General features: G+C 69.0%; 21 protein-coding genes and 1 riboswitch. Of the genes, 11 read left to right on the top strand and 10 right to left on the bottom strand.

Annotated elements, in window-relative coordinates; translation table 11 throughout:
- Positions 1-4 precede the first annotated feature (4 nt).
- From thiS to thiC, 3 genes are all read right to left on the bottom strand, one after another.
- Entirely contained in the window at positions 5-202 is a 198-nt protein-coding gene (thiS, locus tag M1D55_RS23740; RefSeq protein WP_006579970.1) for a sulfur carrier protein ThiS, read from the bottom strand.
- A gap of 112 nt (positions 203-314) precedes the next feature.
- The gene (locus M1D55_RS23745; protein ID WP_064574983.1) at positions 315-1,526 is read right to left on the bottom strand and encodes an FAD-dependent oxidoreductase; all 1,212 of its coding nucleotides are present in this window, start codon (positions 1,524-1,526) and stop codon (positions 315-317) included.
- Positions 1,527-1,687: 161 nt separating this feature from the next.
- Entirely contained in the window at positions 1,688-3,586 is a 1,899-nt protein-coding gene (gene thiC / locus M1D55_RS23750) for a phosphomethylpyrimidine synthase ThiC (RefSeq protein ID WP_456281984.1), read from the bottom strand.
- 105 nt (positions 3,587-3,691) lie between these two features.
- Positions 3,692-3,793, bottom strand: a riboswitch (TPP riboswitch).
- A gap of 267 nt (positions 3,794-4,060) precedes the next feature.
- Here thiC and M1D55_RS23755 point away from each other — a divergent pair.
- Positions 4,061-5,728: an acyl-CoA dehydrogenase family protein gene (locus M1D55_RS23755; RefSeq protein ID WP_456281985.1), complete on the top strand. Its 1,668-nt coding sequence runs from the start codon at positions 4,061-4,063 to the stop codon at positions 5,726-5,728.
- 21 nt (positions 5,729-5,749) lie between these two features.
- Here the strand turns inward: M1D55_RS23755 and M1D55_RS23760 are convergent, their stop codons facing one another.
- From M1D55_RS23760 to M1D55_RS23770, 3 genes are all read right to left on the bottom strand, one after another.
- A complete protein-coding gene (locus M1D55_RS23760; RefSeq protein ID WP_064574976.1) occupies positions 5,750-6,181 on the bottom strand; it encodes a hypothetical protein in 432 nt (143 codons plus the stop codon).
- A 143-nt stretch (positions 6,182-6,324) separates the two neighbouring features.
- The gene (locus tag M1D55_RS23765; protein WP_064574975.1) at positions 6,325-7,896 is read right to left on the bottom strand and encodes a GMC family oxidoreductase; all 1,572 of its coding nucleotides are present in this window, start codon (positions 7,894-7,896) and stop codon (positions 6,325-6,327) included.
- 227 nt (positions 7,897-8,123) lie between these two features.
- On the bottom strand, positions 8,124-9,086 hold the full coding sequence (locus M1D55_RS23770) for a Kdo hydroxylase family protein (RefSeq protein WP_456281986.1): 963 nt from the start codon (positions 9,084-9,086) through the stop codon (positions 8,124-8,126).
- Between the two features lie 228 nt (positions 9,087-9,314).
- On the opposite strand from M1D55_RS23770, the gene M1D55_RS23775 reads away from it, so the two are divergent.
- Both M1D55_RS23775 and M1D55_RS23780 read left to right on the top strand, forming a co-directional pair.
- Positions 9,315-9,842 carry an Hsp20/alpha crystallin family protein gene (locus M1D55_RS23775; RefSeq protein WP_456281987.1) on the top strand — a complete coding sequence of 176 codons (528 nt, stop codon included), beginning with the start codon at positions 9,315-9,317 and terminating at the stop codon, positions 9,840-9,842.
- Positions 9,843-9,885: 43 nt separating this feature from the next.
- A complete protein-coding gene (locus M1D55_RS23780; protein WP_456281988.1) occupies positions 9,886-10,305 on the top strand; it encodes an Hsp20/alpha crystallin family protein in 420 nt (139 codons plus the stop codon).
- A gap of 226 nt (positions 10,306-10,531) precedes the next feature.
- Here the strand turns inward: M1D55_RS23780 and metK are convergent, their stop codons facing one another.
- Positions 10,532-11,695, bottom strand: coding sequence for a methionine adenosyltransferase (metK, locus tag M1D55_RS23785; RefSeq protein WP_023264748.1), 1,164 nt, complete (start codon positions 11,693-11,695; stop codon positions 10,532-10,534).
- A gap of 358 nt (positions 11,696-12,053) precedes the next feature.
- Between metK and M1D55_RS23790 the strand changes: the two genes are divergently transcribed.
- The 5 genes from M1D55_RS23790 to M1D55_RS23810 all read left to right on the top strand — a co-directional run bounded on the left by M1D55_RS23790 (position 12,054) and on the right by M1D55_RS23810 (position 16,652).
- Positions 12,054-12,908 (top strand): lysophospholipid acyltransferase family protein, encoded by an 855-nt coding sequence (locus M1D55_RS23790; protein WP_006578524.1) that lies wholly within the window; start codon positions 12,054-12,056, stop codon positions 12,906-12,908.
- Between the two features lie 9 nt (positions 12,909-12,917).
- Positions 12,918-13,892, top strand: a complete 975-nt coding sequence (locus M1D55_RS23795) for a lysophospholipid acyltransferase family protein (protein ID WP_006578523.1) — start codon at positions 12,918-12,920, stop codon at positions 13,890-13,892.
- Positions 13,889-14,782 (top strand): lipid A biosynthesis lauroyl acyltransferase, encoded by an 894-nt coding sequence (locus tag M1D55_RS23800; RefSeq protein WP_006578522.1) that lies wholly within the window; start codon positions 13,889-13,891, stop codon positions 14,780-14,782. The genes M1D55_RS23795 and M1D55_RS23800 overlap by 4 nt, the downstream gene beginning before the upstream one ends.
- Positions 14,783-14,875: 93 nt before the next feature.
- Positions 14,876-15,748 carry a diaminopimelate epimerase gene (dapF, locus tag M1D55_RS23805; protein WP_456281989.1) on the top strand — a complete coding sequence of 291 codons (873 nt, stop codon included), beginning with the start codon at positions 14,876-14,878 and terminating at the stop codon, positions 15,746-15,748.
- 85 nt (positions 15,749-15,833) lie between these two features.
- Positions 15,834-16,652 carry a polyphosphate kinase 2 family protein gene (locus M1D55_RS23810; RefSeq protein ID WP_064574970.1) on the top strand — a complete coding sequence of 273 codons (819 nt, stop codon included), beginning with the start codon at positions 15,834-15,836 and terminating at the stop codon, positions 16,650-16,652.
- Here M1D55_RS23810 and pyrE read toward each other — a convergent pair whose 3' ends face one another.
- Positions 16,653-17,336, bottom strand: a complete 684-nt coding sequence (pyrE, locus tag M1D55_RS23815) for an orotate phosphoribosyltransferase (RefSeq protein ID WP_456281990.1) — start codon at positions 17,334-17,336, stop codon at positions 16,653-16,655.
- 30 nt (positions 17,337-17,366) lie between these two features.
- On the opposite strand from pyrE, the gene M1D55_RS23820 reads away from it, so the two are divergent.
- Complete coding sequence (locus M1D55_RS23820; protein WP_023264749.1) at positions 17,367-18,143, top strand: exodeoxyribonuclease III; 777 nt, start codon at positions 17,367-17,369, stop codon at positions 18,141-18,143.
- Between the two features lie 96 nt (positions 18,144-18,239).
- A complete protein-coding gene (gene argC / locus M1D55_RS23825; RefSeq protein WP_006578518.1) occupies positions 18,240-19,187 on the top strand; it encodes an N-acetyl-gamma-glutamyl-phosphate reductase in 948 nt (315 codons plus the stop codon).
- Positions 19,188-19,329: 142 nt separating this feature from the next.
- Here the strand turns inward: argC and M1D55_RS23830 are convergent, their stop codons facing one another.
- A complete protein-coding gene (locus M1D55_RS23830; protein ID WP_456281991.1) occupies positions 19,330-20,325 on the bottom strand; it encodes a M48 family metallopeptidase in 996 nt (331 codons plus the stop codon).
- Positions 20,326-20,473: 148 nt separating this feature from the next.
- Between M1D55_RS23830 and M1D55_RS23835 the strand changes: the two genes are divergently transcribed.
- Positions 20,474-21,805 (top strand): muropeptide transporter, encoded by a 1,332-nt coding sequence (locus tag M1D55_RS23835; RefSeq protein ID WP_456281992.1) that lies wholly within the window; start codon positions 20,474-20,476, stop codon positions 21,803-21,805.
- A gap of 196 nt (positions 21,806-22,001) precedes the next feature.
- Here M1D55_RS23835 and M1D55_RS23840 read toward each other — a convergent pair whose 3' ends face one another.
- Positions 22,002-22,829, bottom strand: coding sequence for an acyl-CoA thioesterase (locus tag M1D55_RS23840; protein ID WP_006577583.1), 828 nt, complete (start codon positions 22,827-22,829; stop codon positions 22,002-22,004).
- Positions 22,830-22,867 lie beyond the last annotated feature (38 nt).

The following is a 22,867-nucleotide window of genomic DNA, read 5'->3' on the forward strand; positions in this document are numbered from 1 at the left end:
GGGATCAGCCTCCGGTAACGGGTTGCACGAGATCGATGCGGTCGCCGGCCGACAGCGGCGTATCCGCATGCGCGGCGCGCGGCACGAAGCGGCCGTTGAGCGCGGCGGCGAACGGTGGCGGGATCTGCGCCGCGGCCACCGCGTCGGCCAGCGTGGCCGGCGCATTCAGCGCCAGCGGCTTGCCATTGAGCAGGATTTCCATGTTCAGCGCGTAGGTCGTCGGTTGAGATGAACCGCGCCGTCCGGCGATCGAGGATCGACGGTGGGGCGCGATTGCATGGGGTTCAGCAGCGCACGGTTGTCTCGATGCCGCATCAATGCAGCACCGCCTGGCCATGCACGGGCGCGATCATGCCCGGCCAGCGCGCCGACGCGGGCACCGCATGCGCGGCGGGATCGCCGTCGGCGAGCGCGCGCACGACTTCGCAGGCCGCCTCGACCACCGCCGGCGCGATCAGGAACCCATGCCGGTACAGGCCGTTCAGGCGCACCACGCGCGACTCTTCGTCGACCCGCACCGCGGGCAGATGATCGGGACGCGTGGGCCGGCGCTGCACGTTCAGCTCGAGCACGCGCGCCTCGCCGAAGGCCGGATGCAGCGAATACGCGGCCGACAGCAGCTCCAGCGCCGAGCGCACGCTCATCGGCGAGTCGTCCTCGCTTTCCAGTTCGGTGGCGCCGATCACGTACAGATGATTGGGCTTGGGCGCGATATAGATCGGATAGCGCGGATGCAGCAGCCGCACCGGCCTGTGCAGCGAAACCTCGGGCGCGAATACCCGCACCACCTCGCCGCGCAGCCCGCGCAGGCCCGGCATCCCGCCCCCGCCGCTGATGGCGCCCTCGGCGGGCCACGCGGCACGGGCGCCCAGGCCGCGGCAATCGAGCACGACGCGCGCGTCGATGCCCAGCCGCGGCAGGTCGCGCTCGTCGATCTCGCCCGCTTCCCAGACGCAATGCACGCCGGCGGAGACCGCGCAGGCCAGCAGCGCGCGCAGGGTGCCGCGGTTGTCCAGCTGGCCCTCGCCCTCGAGCAGCAGCCCTTGCTGGAAGCGGCCGGCCAGCGCGGGCTCGAGCGCCGCGATGCCCGCACCGTCGACCCGGTGCAGACGCTCGGCGACCAGCTCGGGCGGCGACACGGCGCGGATGCGGCTGGTGAACAGCGGCATCTCGCCGCGGTCGTGGGCGTGCCAGACCACCAGCGTGCCGTCCTGCTGGAAGAAGACGGGTTCGACCGCGGTGGGCCCGTCCGCCTGTTCGGCGGCCTGTTCGGCATTGAGCTCGGCCACCCATGCGCGCCACAGGTCCACGCTGGCGATGCCGAGCTCGACGATGCGGCGCTCGCTGATGGCCGATTCGGCCAGCGGCGCGAGCATCGCGGCGGCGACATGGGCGGCCGCGCCCGCGCCGTCGGGACCGGCGCGTTCCACCAGGGCCACGCGCAGCCCGGCCCGGACCAGGCGCCAGGCGGCCAGGCGCCCGGCCAGGCCGGCGCCGAGAATGGCGACGTCAAACTGCTGTTTCATGGGGTGTATTGTGCCAGCCCGGCCGCGGGCGGCCCGGGAACATCGAATTCGCCAGCAAGCCACTGCGTCGCCCCCGCGAAGGCGGGGGCCCAGCGACTTCGCCTGTTGCGGCGGGGAAAAGCCGCTGGGTTCCCGCGCTCGCGGGAACGACACGCCGGTGTTTACGAGTAGATCTTGGCGCCCTTGCTGACGAACTCGATCGACTTTTCCTGCATGCCGCGTTCGGCTTGCGCGGCCTCGTCGGACTTCAGCGAGGCGGCGTAGTCGCGCACGTCCTGCGTGATCTTCATCGAGCAGAACTTCGGACCGCACATCGAGCAGAAGTGCGCGATCTTGGCGCCCTCGGCGGGCAGCGTCGCATCGTGGAAGGAGCGCGCGCGTTCCGGATCGAGGCCCAGGTTGAACTGGTCCTCCCAGCGAAACTCGAAGCGCGCCTTCGACAGCGCGTTGTCGCGCAGCTGCGCGCCGGGCCAGCCCTTGGCCAGATCGGCGGCATGCGCGGCGATCTTGTAGGTGATGATGCCCTCGCGCACGTCTTCCTTGTCCGGCAGGCCCAGGTGCTCCTTCGGCGTGACGTAGCACAGCATCGCCGTGCCCATCCAGCCGATATTGGCCGCGCCGATGCCGCTGGTGATGTGGTCGTAGCCGGGGGCGATGTCGGTGACCAGCGGTCCGAGCGTATAGAACGGGGCCTCGTAGCAGTGCTTCAGTTCCTCGTCCATATTGGCCTGGATGCGCTGCAGCGGCACGTGGCCCGGGCCTTCGATCATCACCTGCACGTCGTGCTTCCACGCCTTGGCGGTCAGCTCGCCCAGCGTGCGCAGCTCGCCGAACTGCGCTTCGTCGTTCGAGTCGGCGATGCAGCCCGGACGCAGGCCGTCGCCGAGGCTGAACGACACGTCATAGGCCTTCATGATTTCGCAGATCTCGTCGAAGTGCGTGTACAGGAAGTTTTCCTTGTGGTGGGCCAGGCACCATTTCGCCATGATCGAGCCGCCGCGCGACACGATGCCGGTCACGCGGTCCGCGGTCAGCGGCACATAGCGCAGCAGCACGCCGGCGTGGATCGTGAAGTAGTCCACGCCCTGCTCGGCCTGCTCGATCAGCGTGTCGCGGAACATCTCCCAGGTCAGGTCTTCGGCGATGCCGCCGGTCTTGTCCAGCGCCTGGTAGATCGGCACCGTGCCGATCGGCACCGGCGAATTGCGCAGGATCCATTCGCGCGTCTCATGGATATGCTTGCCCGTGGACAGGTCCATGATCGTGTCGGCGCCCCAGCGGATCGACCAGACCATCTTCTCGACTTCCTCGGCCAGCGACGAGGTCACCGCCGAATTGCCCAGGTTGCCGTTGATCTTCACGCGGAAATTGCGGCCGATGATCATCGGCTCGAGCTCCGTGTGGTTGATGTTCGCGGGGATGATCGCGCGGCCCGCGGCCACTTCCTGGCGCACGAACTCGGGCGTGATGTCCTCCGGCCGCAGCGGCAGGCCGGCACCCAGCGCATTGCCGGGATGCTGGCGCAGCAGCGCCTTGTATTCGGGCTTGTCGTACAGCGCCTGCAGGTTCAGCGATTCGCGCAGCGCCACGTATTCCATCTCCGGCGTCACGATGCCGCGGCGCGCGTAGTGCATCTGCGTGACATTGGCGCCGGCCTTGGCGCGGCGCGGATTGGTCAGCTGCGCGAAGCGCAGGTGCGCGGTGGCCGGATCGTTGGCGCGCGCCTGGCCGTACTCGGACGACAGGCCCGGCAGCACCTCGGTATCGCCGCGTTCCTCGATCCATTTGGCCCGCACCGGCGGCAGACCGGCCTTCAGGTCGATGCGCACGTCGGGGTCGCTGTACGGGCCCGAGGTGTCGTAGACCGGAATCGGCGGGTTCGGCATCTCGCCGTGCTCGGTGCGCGTCGCGGTCTGCAGGATGGTGCGCATCGGCACGCGGATGTCCGGGCGGCTGCCGGTCAGGTAGGTCTTGTTCGACGCGGGGTAGGCGAACTTCTGGTCGAGATCGCTGGCGAGCGACTCGAAGGATGCGGCGGGGGCGGCGTTGTTGCGGGCCATGGATATCGTCCTCTCTCTTTGGGGGATGGACGAAACCAGGAGTCCTGTGAGCATGTCCCTCGGGGACCATGCTGGCGCGGCTGGAATGCGCGCCGGCGGGAACTGCGGGTCTTCAGTGAAACTTCCCACGCCGGTACTAACCGGATCGGGTTCGAAGGGACTCTCTCAGCCGCGCGGCCAATCCGCACGGCACCCCTGTTTCATCCAACGGGGCCAATTTAAGCACAAGGAAACTGGCTGCGCCAGCCTTGTTTCATTCGCACTGTGGTGCACTGCGGTATCGGATCGGCCTTTCGGCGTGACGCCTGGGCCGCCTGCGTCGGCGCCGGCCACGAGCGCCGGCGGTGCTCTACCATGCAGAAAGCGTGTCCGCGCATGCACAGCGCGCCGGCGGCGATTGCAGCGGCAATCGCAACGGCAATCGCAACGGCAACGGCGTGGACAGAGCCAGGAAAGCCCGCCACAGGAGACACCATGAGCACCAGCGACGCCGCCACCCATCGCGTCTTCAACCAGGTCCCCGATCTGGCGCACCACAACCTGTTCGCGATCGACACCGCGCTCGGCGCCGCGCTCGAACGCCTTGGCGGCGGCTGGCATGCCGGCGAGCTGCGCGAGTTCGGCGCGACGCTGGGCCAGCCCGAGGTCCAGGCCTGGGCCGATCAGGCCAATCGCCATCCGCCCGAGCTGCACACCCACAGCCGCACCGGCGAACGGATCGACCAGGTCCGCTTCGATCCGAGCTGGCATGCGCTGCTGTCGCTGCTGCGCAGCCGCCAGCTGCAGGCGTTGCCGTTCGCGCAGCCGCGCCCCGGCGCCTGGGCCGCGCGCACCGCCGGCTATTTCCTGCAGGCGCAGCTCGAATCGGGCTCGCTGTGCCCGGCGACGATGACCTTCGCCAGCATCCCGGTACTGCAGAAGGAAGCCGCGCTGTTCAGCGAGCTGGCCCCGCGGCTCTATGCGACCGCGCACGATCCCGAGGACCTCCCCTGGCGCGACAAGCGCGCGGTGATGATCGGCATGGGCATGACCGAGAAGCAGGGCGGCTCGGACGTGCGCGCCAACACCACGGTGGCGCGGCCGGTGCGGGGCGAGGGCCGCGGCGCCGAGTACGCGCTGACCGGACACAAGTGGTTTTTCTCCGCGCCGATGTGCGACGCGCACCTGGTGGTCGCCCGCATGGGCGCCGAGGACGGGCCGCTGTCCTGCTTCTTCGTGCCGCGCTTTCGCGACGACGGCAGCCGCAACGCGATCCAGATCCAGCGGCTCAAGGACAAGCTCGGCAACCGCTCCAACGCCAGCAGCGAGGTCGAATTCCGCGGCGCCAGCGGCATCCTGATCGGCGAGGAAGGGCGCGGCATTCCGACCATCATCGAGATGGCCACCAATACCCGGCTCGATTGCGTGATCGGCAGCGCCGCGCTGCTGCGGACCGCGCTGGTCCAGTCGATCCACCATGCGCGCCATCGCACGGCGTTCGGCAAGCGGCTCGCCGACCAGCCGCTGATGCGCAATGTGCTGGCCGATCTCGCGCTCGAGAGCGAGGCCGCGACGCTGCTGATGATGGAGCTCGCCCATGCGTTCGAACACGCAGCCACCGATCCGCTGGCCGGCGCGTGGAAGCGCATCGTGACGCCCGCCGCCAAGTTCTGGATCTGCAAACGCGCGATCGAGGCGACCGGCGAGGCGATGGAGGTCTGGGGCGGCAACGGCTACGTCGAGGAAGGGCCGATGGCGCGGCTCTACCGCGAGGCACCGGTCAATTCGATCTGGGAAGGGTCCGGCAACATCATGTGCCTGGACGTGCTGCGCGCGATCCAGCGCAGTCCCGACGATGCGCTGCGCTTGCTGCAGGATCTCGGCCAGCGCGCCGGCGGGCATGCCGCGGTGCGCGCCGAACTCGCTTCGCTGCAGGCGATGCTGCGCGCCGCGCCGGAAGAACTGGAAACCTGCGCGCGCCGCTTCGCGCAGGGTCTGGTGCTGACCGCGCAGGCGGCGCTGATGCTGGCGCACGCCGATGCCGATAGCGCCGAGCGCTTCGTCGCCAGCCGGCTCGAGCGGCAGCATGGGCGCGTGTTCGGCACGCTCGACGGCAGCGCGGCACAGCTGGGCAAGCTGATCGAGCGGGCCTGGCCGGTTTGATCGCGGCAATTGCGGTCAGGTCTACTCGTTGGACTCGCCGTCGCGCAGCAGGCGCCGACATTGATCCAGATAGAACAGGCAGCAGGTGCCGCACCACAGGCCCGTGGCTGCGATGATCATTGCCACGCCAGGGTGGAGCGCTTGCGGGTCGCCGCGGACCACCACAACGGCGCCGGCCAGGCCGATCGGCAGCGACATCGCCGTAGCCATGACCACGGTCGCCAGCGCGCGATGATGGCGCGTCAAGGCCCCGAGGGCGATCCAGGCACGCCGCAATCCGTCGGCGCCAGGATCGCGGGCGTTGTCGCCCTCGGTTTCGATCCAGTCGATCCGATGGGACGACAGCGGAGCGTTGGCGTTGGCGGCGCCGGGCGGCTGACGATGGCGCGCATCCGCGGGGGGCCGGCCGGCATGCCAGGCCGCGGCGGCCCTGGGGGTCCCTGTGCTTTGCACGGTGACTCTCCTTTCCATGGTGGGCTCACAGCATAAGGCTGTTCGCCGCCGCACAGGCTGCTGCCCGAGTATCGGCGTACCGAAAGTGGGAAAAAATGCGGCGAAAGCAGGGGAAACCGGCGCCCGCGGGGCGAGCGTGGCGCTCAGGCGCGTGCCAGCAAGGTCTCCAGCGCGCGCAGCCTCACCCGCGGACCGTGCCGTATCAGGTCGTGTGCGCGCTCGCCGATCATGATCGCCGGCGCATCGGCATCGCCGCCGGCCAGCGTCGGCATGATCGACGCATCGGCGACGCGCAGCGCCTCGACGCCGCGCACGCGCAATTGCGGATCGACCACCGACAGCGCATCGATGCCCATCCGGCAGGTGCCGGCCGGCCGCTCCGCGGCCTCGGCATGGGCGCGGACCAGCGCATCGATGGCCGCCTCGTCACCGGGATCGGCGCGCACCCCGCCGCAATACAGCGCCTTGCCGCCGAACGCGGCCAGCGGGGGCTGGGCGAGAATGCGCCGCACCAGCGCCACGCCCGCGATCAGGTCGCGCACGTCCTGCGGATCGCCAAGCAGCCCGGCCTCGACCAGCGGGCGCCGCTGCGGATCGCTGCCGGCCAGCCGCAACCTTCCGCGGCTGCGCGGACGCAGCAGCAGCACGCGGCATCCGTAGCTCTGGCCGTGCCCGCCGCCGTCGCCGCGCGCATGACCTGGACCGACGACGAAGCGCAGTTGCAGATCGGGTTCCGGCAATTCGGGCTGGCTCTTCAGCAGTGCGCCGGCGCTGATCGGCTCGGCCTGCGCCAGCGTGCTGCGCCGCCCGCCCAGTCCGGCGCCATGCCGCAACCAGTGCCATGCCGCGGCGAACGTCCTGCCGACCGACATGCCGATCGCCGATTGGACGCCGAACCAGCGCGGTCCGAACGATTGCCGCAGCGACGGCGGCGTCGGGCCGCGCTTGTGCAGCAGCATGCCGACCGGTTGCTGCAGGTTCAGCCCCACGCCCGGCAGATGCTGCACCACGCCGATGCCGTGCTCCTGCAGATGATCGGCGGGGCCGATGCCGGAAACCATCAGCAATTGCGGCGAGCCGATCGCGCCGGCTGCGAGCACCACCTCGCGCCGCGCGCGCAACGCGATTTGCCTGCCATGGCGCAGCGCCTGCACGCCGACCGCACGCCGTCCTTCGAAGACGATGCGCTGCGCCTGCATGCCGTGCAGAACCTGCAGATTGCCGCCGACGCCGCGATGCAGATAGGCCCGCGCGGCGCTCCACGGCTCGCCGCGATGGCGCGCGCTCTGGAACCAGCCGACACCCTCCTGCTCGGGGCCGTTGAAGTCGTCGTTGCGGGGATGGCCGGCGTGCGCGGCCGACTCGACGAAGTAGCGGGCCAGCGGCGAAGGCGCCGGCGGATCGCCGACATGCAGCGGGCCGTTGCCGCCATGCCAGGGATCGTCGTCGCGCCCCATCACGCGGGTATTGCATTCGGCGCGGCGAAAGCACGGCAGTACGTCGTCCCAGGACCAGCCGTCGCAACCGGCCTCGGCCCAGCCGTCGTAGTCGGATGGCGCGCCGCGCAGATAGGGGCCCCAGTCCGGCGCGTCATCGTCGGGCCAGGCGGCCTCGAGCAGTGCGATCGATTCGCTGCCGCTGTCGGCGAGCCTGCCGGCCAGCGCGCATGCCGCCGCGCCGCCCCCGATCACGATGTAATCGAAACTGGTGTCCATTTGTCCCCTCGCACGATGGCAAGTCGGCGCGCCGCTCGCTCGCGCGTCGGGCCGCCACCGAAGGCTGGCGGACGGGGCGCGAACGCGGTCTATGCTGCCCAGTGTAGGCGCTTTGTGGAGGGGCGGCGGGGGAAAGCGAGGGGCCGGACAAGCCCGGCGAAAGGAGGGGAACAGGGGTGGAAACAAGGCAGGACGCGCGCCCACGCGCCCTGCCCTTGCAGCGCGTATCAGGACTTCAGCATCGGCTTGCCCAGCATCCGCGATAGCACCGCTTCCGGCGAATGGGTGTGGTCCGAGATCGCGCGCGGATCGAGGTAATAGGTCTGCTCCATCATCGCGCGCCCGCGCATCGCGGCGTGCAGCACCTGGTCGCTGAAGACGATCCAGGTCGAACCCGGCGGGAAGTGGAATTCCTGCTGCGGCACCCTGGCCTGGTAGTCGAGGTCGGCCTTGGCCATGTCGTGCAGCTGCAGCATGCGGTGGTCGTATTCCGAACGCTCGCGCTTGGTGATATGCAGCTGCTTCATCAGCCAGGCCTGTCCCGGCCACATGCCCTTGGTACGCGGCACGAAACGTTTGGCGAAATCGGCGAACGGCTCGCCGACGCGCCACACCCGCGGCGCCTGCGGATCGATGTTGTGGAACACGCGCAGCAGGCGCTTGCCGAGCAGCGGATTGGACGGGAACGAATCGACGTGCAGCCGGGTGTCGTCCTTGCGCCAGCTGACCGGACGCCCGGCGATCTCGCTGGGCCGCAGCGAGGTGCCGGCGCGCTCCAGATGCGGACCGTATTCGGGGAACAGCGACAGCACCAGACGCTCGCTGTATTCCGCGTAGCGCCGGATCAGCGCATACAGGTCGGCGAGGTCCTGCGGGCTGCCGACGGCGCCGCGCACCGCGGTGTCGTTGGCGCGCAGGTTGATGTTCTTGGACTTGCCATCGGACCAGCGGCTGTCGAGGAAGCGTTCCTCGCCCGGCTCGAAGCGGAAATGCAGATCGGGGAAATACAGCACGGCGCCCTGCTCGAGCTCGCGGCGCAGGCCGGCGGCCGTTTCGGCGCGCAGCTGCGGCGCCCAGTCGGTATAGGGCTGCGGGCGGATCAGGTCCAGCCCGCCGGCAGCGGCGGACGCAGCGGACGGTGCGGCGCCGCTGGCAGGCGCGGCGGGAGGGACAGCGGTTTGAACGGACATGGGATTCCTCGGCATGCTGGCGTGTGCCACGCCTGATGGCGCGATTCTACCGCCGCGCCGCGGAACGCTTCGCGCGCGCCCGCGGCCACGCATGCGACTCTTGAAGCGACGCGGTCCGACACTACATTCGTGTCGAAGCGCGCCGGCCAGGTCCGGCACGCGGGGGACCGGCCGCGCCGGTCCGAATGCACGACAGCCAGCAGTAGCAAGGAGCAAGGAGGGAATGCCATGTATGCATCGTTGCTGAGTTCTCCGGGCAGCCTGTTTGCCGAGTTCGACCGGCTGCAGCGCGAACTGCAGCAGGCCTTCTCGGCGCCGAGCAGCATCCGCGCGGTGGCGCGCGGCGCCTTTCCGGCGGTCAATATCGGCATGACGCCGTCCAGCGTCGAGGTCTATGCGTTCGCGCCGGGTATCGATCCGTCCACGCTCGACGTCAGCGTCGACCGCGGCCTGCTGACCATTGCCGGGCGGCGCAGCGCGCGGGTCGAGGGCACCGGGCAACAAACTGGGCAGAGCGACCCGTCGGCCAATCCGCAAGCCGGCCAGCAGGGCCAGCCGGCCCCGGGCGCGTCGAGCTTGCGCGACGACACCAACGTCTATGTGCGCGAGCGCTTCGACGGCAGCTTCCGGCGCGTGATTTCGCTGCCGGAGGACGTCGATACCGCCAGGATCGAGGCCACCTATCGCGACGGGCTGCTGCGGATCTCGATCGCTCGCCAGGAAGCGGCCCAGCCGCGCCGGATCACCGTGAACTGACCCGATCACTGACCTGATGATTGCACCGAGCAGGAGGTTCGACATGAACGATCAAGCCGTTACCCGGGCCGAGCAGGACCGGAACGTGAACGTCAGCGGGAACACCAACGGCAACGGCAATGCCGGCACCAGCGCGACGCTGTTGCCGCGCGTGGACGTGACCGAGGATGCGACCGGCATCACGCTGCTGGCCGACCTGCCGGGCGTGTCGCGCGACACGCTGCAGGTGCGCGCCGACCGCGACAGCCTGACCATCGAGGGCGAGATTCGCCAGGAGATGCCCGAAGGGCTGGAGCCGGTCTATGCCGAGGTCCAGATCGCGCGCTACAAGCGCGTGTTCACGCTGAGCCGCGAGCTGGACAGCAGCGCGATCTCGGCGGTGCTCAAGGACGGCGTGCTGAATCTGCGGATTCCGAAGCAGGCCGAAGCGCAGCCGCGGCGGATCGAAGTGAAGGTGGGGTAAGTGGAGGTGGGGGAAAAGGCGGCGGTGGCGGCGGTCCGCGCCGCTGCCCTCTCCCCCGGCCCCTCTCCCGCAAGCGGGAGAGGGGAGGTGTTTCTCCGTCTCTCCCGCGGGGGAGAGGGCAGGTCTTTCTCCCTCGCCCCCTCAGGGGGAGAGGGTTGGGGAGAGGGGGTGGTCTTTCCCGCCCCCGGCTCCCTCGCGCTGGCCGAGTGGACCCGGCGCCCGCGAATTACAGCCCGGCTGCCGCGCGCAGCGCCGCGGCCTTGTCGGTGGCTTCCCACGAGAATTCCGGCTCCTCGCGGCCGAAGTGGCCGTAGGCGGCGGTCTTTTCGTAGATCGGGCGCAGCAGGTCCAGCATCTGCACGATGCCCTTGGGCCGCAGGTCGAAGTGCTCCATCACCAGCTTGGCGATCGCCTCGTCGGAGATCTTGCCGGTGCCTTCGGTGTAGACCGTCACGTTGATCGGGCGCGCCACGCCGATCGCGTAGCTGACCTGCACCTGGCACTGGCGCGCCAGGCCCGCGGCCACCACGTTCTTGGCCACATAGCGGGCCGCGTAGGCCGCCGAGCGGTCGACCTTGGACGGATCCTTGCCCGAGAACGCGCCGCCGCCGTGCGGCGCCGCGCCGCCATAGGTGTCGACGATGATCTTGCGGCCGGTCAGGCCGCAGTCGCCCTGCGGGCCGCCGATGACGAAGCGGCCGGTCGGGTTCACCAGGTACTTGGTGTCCTTCAGCATCTCGGGCGGCAGCACCGGCTTGATGATCTCCTCGATCACCGCCTCGCGGATCTGCGCCTGCGTGATGTCCGGCGCGTGCTGGGTCGACAGCACCACGGTGTCGACGCTGTGCGGACGGCCGTCGACATAGCGCACCGTGACCTGCGACTTGGCGTCCGGACGCAGCCAGGGCAGGCGGCCGTCGCGGCGCAGTTGCGACTGGCGCTCGACCAGGCGGTGCGAGTAGTAGATCGGGAACGGCATCAGTTCCGGGGTCTCGTCGCAGGCATAGCCGAACATCAGGCCCTGGTCGCCGGCGCCCTGGTTCAGATAATCGTCCGAGGCGCGGTCGACGCCCTGGGCAATATCGGGCGATTGCTTGTCGTAGGCGACCAGCACCGCGCAGCCCTTGTAATCGATGCCGTAGTCGGTGTTGTCGTAGCCGATGCGCTTGATGGTTTCGCGCGCGACCTGGATATAGTCGACGTTGGCCGTGGTGGTGATTTCCCCGGCCAGTACCACCAGCCCGGTATTGCACAGGGTTTCCGCGGCGACGCGCGCGTACTTGTCCTGGGCCAGGATGGCATCCAGGACGGCGTCGGAAATCTGGTCGGCGACCTTGTCGGGATGGCCTTCGGAGACGGATTCCGAAGTAAACAGGAAGTCGTTTGCCACGAACTATTCTCCAGGTTGGCTACGGCGCCGGGATGGCGCTGTTCGAAACTTGTTGGCTATCGTTGGCTATTGCGTGCCAACCATGCTCAAACCTGGAGGGCGACGCTTTAGCGGTATTTCAGCCGGGCCGGATTCCCATCGGGATTCGGTCCGCATCGCCCCGCAAGTTGTCAGTTAACTCGGCGATGCGCGGTATTATACGCGCCTGCGCGGCGCGGCACACGCATCCCGCGGCAGGATGCCGATGCCATCGCTGCTGTCGGGGTTATCGGCCGCCGCCGGGAAACCACTGCCGGGGAAACAATATCCGCGGAAAAATGAACTCGCCGGCCCTGCTGCCGGCCATTGTTGGGACTCCATGACCTTCCTGTTCTGGCTGATTGCGCGCTTGCCGCTGGCATGGCTGCAAGCCATTGGCGGCGCGCTCGGCCTGCTGGCCGCGCGCCTGCCCGGCCGCTACGGCAGGCGGCTGACCGAAAACTTCCGCCACGCCTATCCCGACGCCACCGACGAGATGCTGGCCGAGGCCGCCCGCTCCACCGGTCGGATGATGATGGAGATGCCGTATTTCTGGGGCCGCAAGACGCTGAGCAAGCGGCTCGCCCGGTTTTCCGAGCACACCTGGCCGGAACTGGACCGGCTGCTCGGCAAGGGCAACGGGCTGATCATGCTGGTGCCGCATCTGGGCTGCTTCGAGGTACTGCCACAGGCGTACGCGATGCGCCGCAAGGTGACCGCGCTGTACAAGCCCCCGCACCAGCCCTGGCTGCGCGACTGGATCGAACGCATGCGCACTCGCCCGAACCTGGTGATGGCGCCTGCCACGCCGCGGGGCGTGCGCACGCTGCTCAAGGCCTTGAAGCGCGGCGAATCGATCGGCATCCTGCCCGACCAGGTACCCACCGGCGGCGATGGGGTATGGGCGCCGTTCTTCGGCAAACCCGCGTACACGATGACGCTGGTCCAGCGTCTGCAGCAGCTGACGGGCGCGCCGATCGCCATGGTCTTCGCCGAGCGCACCGCCCGCGGCGCGACCTATGTCGCCCATATGCGGGTGCTGGAAGACATGCTGCCGGACAACCCCGCCGACGCCGCGGCCCTGCTGAACCGCACCGCGGAGTCGCTGGTGGCCGAGGCGCCGACCCAATACCTGTGGGGCTACAACCGCTACAAGCACCCGGCCGGTGCGGAGCTTCCGCCCCGGGCTGCGTGACCGACTTCCATGACTTTCCTGTTCTGGCTGATCTCCCGTCTGCCGCTGGCCTGGTTGCACGCCATCGGTGGCGCGCTCGGCCTGCTGGCCGCCAGGATGCCCGGCCGCTATGGCACCCGCCTGACCGAGAATTTCCGCCACGCCTTTCCGGACGCCACCGACGACATGATCGATGAGGCGGCTCGCTCGATGGGGCGCATGATCCTGGAAATGCCGTACTTCTGGACCCGGCACACCATCAAGGCAAAGCTGGTCGACTTCAACGAGGTGGTCTGGCCGACGCTGGACCGGCTGCAGGACCAGGGGCGCGGCGTGATCGTGCTGACGCCGCACCTGGGCTGCTTCGAGGTGCTGCCGCAGTCGTACGCGATGCGCCGGCCCGTCACGGTGCTGTTCAAGCCGCCGCACCAGCCCTGGCTGCGCGACTGGGTCGAACGCATGCGCAACCGCCCGAACATGACCAGCGCGCCGGCCAATCCGCGCGGCGTGCGGATGCTCGTCAAGGCGCTCAAGCGCAAGGAAGCCATCGGCATCCTGCCCGACCAGGTGCCGATCGGCGGCGAGGGCACGTGGGCGCCGTTCTTCGGCCGCCCGGCCTACACGATGACGCTGGTGCAGCGGCTGCAGCAATGGAGCGGCGCGCCGCTGGCGATCGTCGCTTCGGTACGGCTGCCGCGCGGCAGCGGCTATCGCGCCTTTGTGCGTGTCATCGAGGAGCCGCTGCCGGAAGATCCGGCCGCGGCCGCCGCCGTGATCAACGGCGTGGTCGAGGAACTGGTACGGCTGGCGCCGACCCAGTACCTGTGGGGCTACAACCGCTACAAGCACCCGGCCGGCGCGGAACTGCCGCCCGCGTGGCCCGCCGATGCCGAAGCCCCATCGCTGCCCACGCCGTCCGCCGCGCCGTCCACCACGCCGCCGGCACCGCTCAAGGCCGCCGACGCGGGCGCCACGGAATCGACTTCGTCCACTTCCCATCCATGAGCCGTCTTTTCACCTGGCTGGGCATCGGTCTGCTGACCGTGCTCGGCAAGCTGCCCTACCCCCTGGTCGCCCGCTTCGGCGAAGGGCTGGGCAGTCTGCTGTATCTGTTTCCCAGCGGCCGCCGCGAGGTGGTCCGCGCCAACCTGCGGCTCGCCTTTCCCGACAAGTCCGAGGCCGAGATCGCCGAGCTGTCGCGCCAGTCGTTCCGCTCGGTGTTCCGCAGCTTCGCCGAGCGCGGCATCTTCTGGACCGGCAGCGAGGCGCAGATGCGCCGCTGGGTGCAGATCGACGACCAGGCCAACCTGGTCGCGCTCGACGGCGAGCCGCACATCCTGGTCACGCTGCACCTGTCGGGCGTCGAGGCCGGCGCGATCCGGCTGACCATCTATCTGCGCGACCACGTGGGCCGCTCCGGCGCCTCGCTGTACACCAAGCAGAAGAACGCGCTGTTCGACGGCTTCCTGAAGCAGGCGCGCGGCCGCTTCGGCGCGCACATGATCGCGCGCAACGACAGCGTGCGGGACATCATCCGCTGCCTGAAGAAGGGCGAGGCGCTGCAGTTGATCTCCGACATGGACTTCGGCGAGCGCGACTCGGAATTCGTGCCCTTCTTCGGCGCCCAGGCGCTGACGCTGACCTCGGTGTCGCGGCTGGCGCGGCTGACCGGCGCCAAGGTCGTGCCGATCTATACCGAGCAGCTGCCCGACTATCGCGGCTACGTGCTGCGGATCCTCCCCGCGTGGGACAACTATCCGGGCGAGAACGTGACAGAGGACACGCGCCGCATGAACGCGTTCTTCGAGGACTGCATCCGGCCGAGGATTCCCGAGTACTACTGGGTCCACAAGCGGTTCAAGAATCGCCCGCCCGGCGAGCCCGGGATATATTGACGCTGATGAGGGACCGGTACGCCGGTCCCAGGCATTGTTGAACCGCCCGCCGCGGCCCACCTATCGAACCAAGACCGCCCCGCCCTCCCCGCCATGAAAATCCAGTTCACCAAGATGCACGGCGCCGGCAACGACTTTGTCGTGCTGGACGGCATCCACCAGACCCTGAACCTGAGCACCGAGCAGTGGCGCGCGCTGGCAAGCCGCCATTTCGGCGTGGGCGCGGACCAGATCCTGATCGTCGAGAAGCCGACCCGCCCCGACGTCGACTTCCGCTACCGGATCTTCAATGCCGACGGCGGCGAGGTCGAGCACTGCGGCAACGGCGCGCGCTGCTTCGTCCGTTTCGTCACCGACCACGGCCTGACCGACAAGCGCTCGGTGCGGGTCGAGGTCATGAACGGCGTCATCACGCTGACGCTGCAGGACGACGGCCAGGTCACGGTCGACATGGGCGCGCCCGAGTTCGAGCCCGCGCGCATCCCGTTCCTGCCAGAGGGGCTGCCGACGCGGACCGAGGGCGGCGACACGCTGTACGGCATCGAGACCAATGGCCGCACCGTGTGGATTTCCGCGGTGTCGATGGGCAATCCGCATGCGGTGCAGGTGGTCGACGACACCGAGCGCTTCCCGGTGCGCGAGGACGGTCCGGTGATCGAGCACCATGCGGCCTTCCCGAAGCGCGTCAATGCCGGCTTCATGCAGGTGGTCGACCGCAACACGATCCGGCTGCGCGTGTTCGAGCGCGGCTCCGGCGAGACGCTGGCCTGCGGCACCGGCGCCTGCGCGGCGGTGGTCGCCGGCATCCGGCGCGGCCTGCTCGACTCGCCGGTCAAGGTGCATACGCACGGCGGCGACCTGACCATCGCCTGGGATGGCGACGGCACGCCGGTGCGGATGACGGGCCCGGCCACCACGGTGTTCGAAGGTTCGATCGATCTGGACGCGCTGCAGCCGCGCGGCTGATTCAGCGACCTTGCGGGGCATGCCCCAGCGGCGCCCCGCCCCAGCGACCCTGCCGGAAGCCCGGCGCCCACGCGGAGAAGCGCCCATGCCAGACACCCCGCTCGACCCCTACCGCATCGCCAGTGGGAAGGGATTTCGCCTGGACCGCTTCGACGCGGGCGCCAGGCCCTTCTCCAGCGGCGACAAGACCAGCGACCGGGCTCGCCTGACCGAGCTGTCGACGCATCTGGACGAGCAGCAGGACATCTTCTACGCCGAGCAGTCACGCAAGCTGCTGGTGATCCTGCAGGGGATGGACACCAGCGGCAAGGACGGCACCGTGCGCGGCGTGTTCCGCAGCTTCGATCCGCTCGGCGTGCGCGTGGTCGGCTTCAAGGCCCCGACCGCGGAGGAGAAGGCGCGCGATTACCTGTGGCGCATCCACGCTCAGGTGCCGCGCGCCGGCGAGATCGCGGTGTTCAACCGCAGCCACTACGAGGACGTGCTGATCACGCGCGTGCATGGCTGGATCGACGCGGCCGAGTGCGAGCGCCGCTATCGGCAGATCCGCCACTTCGAAAGCCTGCTGGCCGAGACCGGCACCACGCTGGTCAAGTGCTTCCTGCATATTTCGAAGGACGAGCAGAAGGCGCGCCTGGAGGCGCGGCTCGCCGATCCGCACAAGCACTGGAAGTTCGATCCCAATGACCTGGCCGAGCGCCGGCACTGGGACGCCTATATGGACGCCTACCAGGACGCGATCGCCGCGACGGCGACGCCGGACGCGCCCTGGCATGTGATTCCCGCCGATTCGAAGACGCACCGCAATCTGATGATCGCGGAGATCCTGCGCGAGACCTTCGCGCGGCTCAAGCCGGCCTATCCGCCGTCGGCGCCGGGACTGGACCAGCTGAAGGTCGACTGATCAGACGCCGTAGCGCTGGCGGTAGGCGGCCACCGCGTCGCGCGACGCACCCAGCGCGGGGTCCTGCGCGGCGTCCAGGTATGCCAGCAGATCGGCCAGCGAGGCGATCGCGATCACCGGCACGCCGAATTCGCGCTGCACGTCCTGCACCGCCGAATGGGCGCCGATCTGCTCCGCGGTGCCGCTTCTCTCCATCCGGTCCAGCGCGATCAGCACCGCGGCCGGCTCCGCGCCGGCGGCACGGATCAGCTGCACCGATTCGCGCACCGAGGTGCCGGCCGAAATCACGTCGTCGACGATCACCACCTTGCCCTGCAGCTTTGCGCCGACCAGCGTACCGCCCTCGCCGTGGTCCTTGGCTTCCTTGCGGTTGTAGGCGAAGCCGACATTGCGGCCCATGCCGGCCAGCGCCACCGCGGTGGCGGACGCCAGCGTGATGCCCTTGTAGGCCGGCCCGAACAGCATGTCGAATGCGACACCCGAGGCCAGCAGGGTTTTCGCATAGAATTGCGCCACCTGGCCCAGCGTGGCGCCCTCGTTGAACAGCCCCGCGTTGAAGAAATACGGCGACTTGCGTCCCGCCTTGGTGACGAACTCGCCGAAGGACAGCACGCCCGCGTCCAGCGCGAAGCGGATGAAGGTCTGGCTGAGGTCGTCCGCCGCCGACGTGGTTTGCTGCGTCATCTTTTCTCTCTGTTCCAAAAATTTCCCGAGATGTTACGGATTATCAGTGCCAACCTCAACGGCATCCGCTCCGCCAGCAAGAAAGGCTTCTTCGACTGGATGGGCAAGCAGGACGCCGACATGGTCTGTGTGCAGGAGCTCAAGGCGCAGGCCGCCGACATGACCGAGGCCTTCCTGGCCCCGCACGGCTATCACGGCTACTTCCACTACGCCGAGAAGAAGGGCTACAGCGGCGTCGGCCTGTACACGCGCCACAAGCCCGAACGCGTGATCACCGGCTTCGGCAATGCCGAGTTCGACAGCGAGGGGCGCTACGTTGAAGTGCAGTATCCGCATCTGGCGGTGATCTCGGTCTACGTGCCGTCGGGCTCCAGTTCCGAGGAACGGCAACTGGCCAAGTACCGTTTCATGGAGGCCTTCCTGCCCCATCTGCTGCAGCTCAAGGCCAGCGGGCGCGAGATCGTGCTGTGCGGCGACGTCAACATCGCGCACAAGGAAATCGACATCAAGAACTGGAAGGGCAATCTGAAGAACTCCGGCTTCCTGCCCGAGGAGCGCGCCTGGATCGGCGAGCTGTTCGACGTGCACGGCTATGTCGACGTGTTCCGCAAGCTCGACCCGCGGCCCGAGCAGTACACCTGGTGGAGCAACCGCGGCCAGGCCTACGCGAAGAACGTCGGCTGGCGCATCGACTACCACCTGGCGACGCCGAAGATCGCCGACACCGCAAAGGCCTGCTCGATCTACAAGGACGAGAAGTTCAGCGACCACGCGCCGCTGTCGATCGACTACGACTTCCCGCTGTAACGGGGCCGCCCGGCCGCCGGGGCGGATTGCCGCTGCGATGCCGGGGCATCCTCGCTACAATGCACCTCTTACCCGTAATACCCAAGCGAGTCCACCATGGCATTCAAAGTGTTCGTCGACGGCCAGGAAGGCACCACCGGCCTTCGGCTGCTCGATTATCTGTCCGGCCGTTCCGATGTCGAACTGCTGCGCATCGCGGAAGACAAGCGCAAGGATCCGGCCGAGCGAGCACGCTTCCTGAACGCCGCCGACGTGGCCTTCCTGTGCCTGCCGGACGTGGCCTCGCGCGAGGCGGTGTCGCTGGTGACCAATCCGGACACCTGCGTGATCGACGCCAGCACGGCGTTCCGCACCGCCGATAACTGGGCCTACGGCCTGCCCGAGCTGGTGCGCGGCCAGCGCGAGAAGATCCGCGCCAGCAAGCGCATCGCGGTGCCCGGCTGCCACGCCAGCGCCTTCGTGCTGGCCGTGCGCCCGCTGGTCGATGCCGGCGTGATGCAGCCCGACTACCCCGTCACCGCGTTCTCGCTGACCGGCTACAGCGGCGGCGGCAAGAAGATGATTGCGGACTTCGAGGCGGGCGGCAATCCGAAGCTCGACAGCCCGCGCGCCTACGCGCTGGGGCTGGAGCACAAGCATCTGCCCGAGATGCGGGTGCAGACCGGCCTGGCGCAGGCGCCGATCTTCAGCCCGATCGTCGGCAAGTTCTACAAGGGCCTGGCCGTCACGGTGCCGGTGTTCCCGGATCGGTTGGCGCGCAAGGTCACGCCGGAGCAAGTCGCCGAGATCTACCGCAAGCACTACGAGGGCGAGCAGTTCGTGCGCGTGATGCCCGCGGCCAGCGACGAGCATCTGGACAACGGCTTCTTCGACGTGCAGGCCAACAACGACACCAACCGCGTCGACCTGTTCGTGTTCGGCTCGGCGGACCGCATCGTGCTGATCGCGCGGCTGGACAACCTCGGCAAGGGCGCGGCCGGCGCCGCGGTGCAATGCATGAACGTGCATATCGGCGCGGACGAGGCGACCGGGCTGACCGCCTGACGCTTTCCTGCCTGACCGAAGCAAACGGCCCCTGAATCAGGGGCCGTTTGCTTTTGTCGGCAAGCTTGTCGTCCCCGCGAATGCGGGGACCCAGTGACTTCACAAGACGCTGGGTACCGCCTGCGCGGGAACGAGGCCTGTGCTACCGCTTCAGCGGCTGCTGCTTGTCCTCGTCGCCGCGGTCCACCGGCGCGTTGGCGAGGCCGCCCATATTGGTCCGGTAGGCCGGCAGCCGGTCGACGGTGGTGCCGATCGCCCGCGCATACAGCGGCAGCACCTCGGGCATATGCCGCTGCAGCTCGGCGATGCGCGACTGGCCGGACGGGTGCGTGGACAGGAAGTCCATGCTGGCGCCGGCCGCCGACGACTGCGACACCTTGCCCATCTTCTGCCACAGCGTCACCGCGGCGCGCGGATCGTAGCCCGCGCGCGCCGCGATATCCATGCCGACCAGATCGGCCTCGGTCTCGTCCGAGCGCGAGAACTTCAGCGTCAGCAGATGCGCGCCGGTGCCCAGCGCCAGATTGCCCAGGTTGCCGAAGCCGAACAGCTGCGAAATGACGTTGGCGCCGAGGTTGGTGATCTCGGCCTTGGCGGCGCGCTCGCGCGCATGCTCCTGCAGCGCGTGGGCGATCTCGTGGCCGATCACCATCGCCAGCTCGTCGTCGGTCGGCTTGATCTGGTCCAGAAAGCCGGTATAGACCGCGATCTTGCCGCCGGGCATGCAGAACGCATTGACCTGCTTGGCCTTGATCAGGTTGACCTCCCACTTCCAGCCACGGGCGCGGTCGTTCCAGCGCCCGGCGTGCGGCAGGATGCGTTCGGAGATCGTGCGCAGGCGCGCCAGCCGCGGATCGTTGGACGGCGCCAGCGCGCCCTTGGCGCGTGCCTCCTGCTTGATCTGCTCGTATTCCTGCGCGGCCTGCTGTTCGATCGCCTCGGCCGGCACCAGCTGGCTGACCGCGCCACCGCCGCGCTGCACATTGACGCCGTCCGACTGCGCCAGCGCGGCGGGCGCGCCCAGCAGCGCGACGGCGCCGAGCATGGCCAGCGTCAGCCGGCGCAGCGGCGCCGCGAGCCCGAGCGAACGCGAGGAAGGAACGGCAATGCGGGGAACGGCAACGGAGGGAGCGGACATGGCCAGACGCAAGCGAAGGGGCATCGTTTCAACGAGAATGCGACAGACATCACGAAGGCTGATGCAATAATACACGGCGCCCGATCGCCACCCAGGGCCCTCCAGGCACTTCCACCGCCTGTTCCGCCCGGCCCCTGCTCCCGCCTTCATGACCTTCCAAGACTATCTCGATATTTTCCGCAACCGCCGCATCGGCGCGATGCTGACACTGGGCTTTGCCTCGGGGCTGCCGCTGGCGCTGACCTCGGGCACGCTGCAGGCCTGGATGACGGTCGAAGGGCTGGACATCAAGACCATCGGCTTCTTCTCGCTGGTCGGCCAGGCCTACATCTTCAAGTTCCTGTGGGCGCCGCTGATGGACCGCTACACGCCGCCGTTGCTGGACCGGCGGCGCGGCTGGCTGCTGCTGACGCAGGTCGGCCTGGTGCTCGGCATCGCCGGCATGGCGTTCTGCCCGCCGCGCGAGGCGCTGTGGCTGCTGGCGGGGCTGGCCACGCTGGTGGCCTTCCTGTCGGCCTCGCAGGACATCGTGTTCGACGCCTACAGCACCGACGTGCTGCGGCCCGCCGAGCGCGGCGCCGGCGCGGCGGTCAAGGTGCTGGGCTACCGGCTGGCGATGCTGGTCTCGGGCGGCCTGGCGCTGTGGCTGGCCGACCGCGTGCTGGGCTGGCAGCAGATGTACCTGCTGATGGCGGCGCTGATGGCGGTCGGCCTGCTGACGCTGCCGTGGGCGCCGCGCGCGGAATCGCCGCCGCGCGCGCCACGCTCGCTGGAGGAGGCGGTGGTCGGCCCGCTGCGCGACTTCTTCGGCCGCACCGGCGCCTGGTGGCTGCTGGGGCTGATCGTGCTGTACAAGCTCGGCGACGCCTTCGCCGGCAGCCTGTCGACGACCTTCCTGATCCGCGGCGTGGGCTTTTCCGCCGGCGAGGTGGGGCTGGTCAACAAGACGCTGGGCCTGGCCGCGACCATCATCGGCGCGCTGTTCGGCGGCACGCTGATGGTCAGGCTCGGCCTGTACCGCTCGCTGATGCTGTTCGGCGTGCTGCAGGCCGTGTCGAACTTCGGTTACTGGTTGCTGGCGGTGACGCCCGCCCATCTGTGGTCGATGGGCGCGACCATCGCGGTCGAGAACCTGTGCGGGGGCATGGGCACCGCGGCGTTCGTCGCGCTGCTGATGGCGCTGTGCAACCGCTCGTTTTCGGCGACGCAGTACGCGCTGCTGTCGGCGCTGGCCTCGGTCGGACGCGTCTATGTCGGCCCGACCTCGGGCTATCTGGTCGAATCGTACGGGTGGGCGCCCTTCTATCTCGGCACGGTGCTGGTCGCGCTGCCGGGGCTGCTGCTGCTGCGTGCGATGCGCGGCACGGTCGAGCGCTATGAAAGCCAGACGCGCACGGCGTCCGTCGAGGCTGCGGGTGTTCCCCCTCTCCCGCTTGCGGGAGAGGGCCGGCGAGACGGCAAGGGCGTTCGCGAGAGCTGACGCAGTAGTGGGTCAGCGGGCGCCGCTGCCCTCTCCCTCACCCCTCTCCCGCGAGCGGAGCGGGGAGCCGAATGCGAGCGACCGCGGCAGAGGAGCCGAGCCGAAGCGGTATCCCTGAGCGGACTACCGGTTGGCTCCCTCTCCCGCTTGCGGGAGAGGGCTGGGGAGAGGGTGAGGAGAGGATTAGCGGCCCCGCCTACTGCTTGTAGTAAACGATCTGATGCGAGCTCGCCAGCAGCTCGCCGTCCGGGCTCCACAGCTGCGCGCTCTGGTCGAAGAAGCCCTGCCGGAACACCTGCGCCCGCGCGCTGCCCAGCGCGTGGCGATCGCCCAGCGCCCCCAGCGTGGCGGCATCCGCGTGGAAGTAAGTCGTCAGCGAGACCGTGCCGGCCGGCACGAAGCCGGCGCGCTTGAGGAAGATGCGCGGATAGAAGCTGTCGCACCAGGCAGCGATCGACGCATAGTCGGGCGTGCGCGCCGGATGGTCGCGCAGCCAGAACTGCGTCAGGCTGTCGGGATGCTCGGTGCCCGGTTCGGCGGTTGCAGGCTTGGCGCCGCGCACGGGGCGCATCTCGTAGGACTTGAGCCAGCGCACCGGCGCGAAGCCGCTCGGCAGCGGCGCGATGGCGTCGGCCGGCGGCACGTCGGGAAAGATGGCCTCGCCGCAGCCCCAGGTATCGCGCCGCACCGCGAACACCGCGCTGGCGGTAGTCGCCACCTCGCCGTTCTGTACCAGTTCCAGCGACCAGTGCTGCGTCGAGCGGTTGGTGCGCGAGGGCCGCGCCTCGATCGTGAACGGGCCCTCGGCGATCGGTCCGGCGAAATTGACGGTCAGCGCGATCGGATCGCCGAGCCGCTGCGGATGCTGTAGCGCCGCCTGCAGCAGCGTCGCCGCGGTGATGCCGCCGTACGGCCCGATCATGTTCCAGTACGACTCGGTGGTGCGGCCGGCGAAGCGGTGCTCGCCGGCGGGGGTCAACGCAATCGCGTCGTCGAAGGGATGCAGCTCGGATGTCGCGGACATGGGGCCTCGCCGAAAAAGCGAACGATCGTTCGGAATTT

Source organism: Cupriavidus sp. JZ107, from assembly GCF_053903255.1.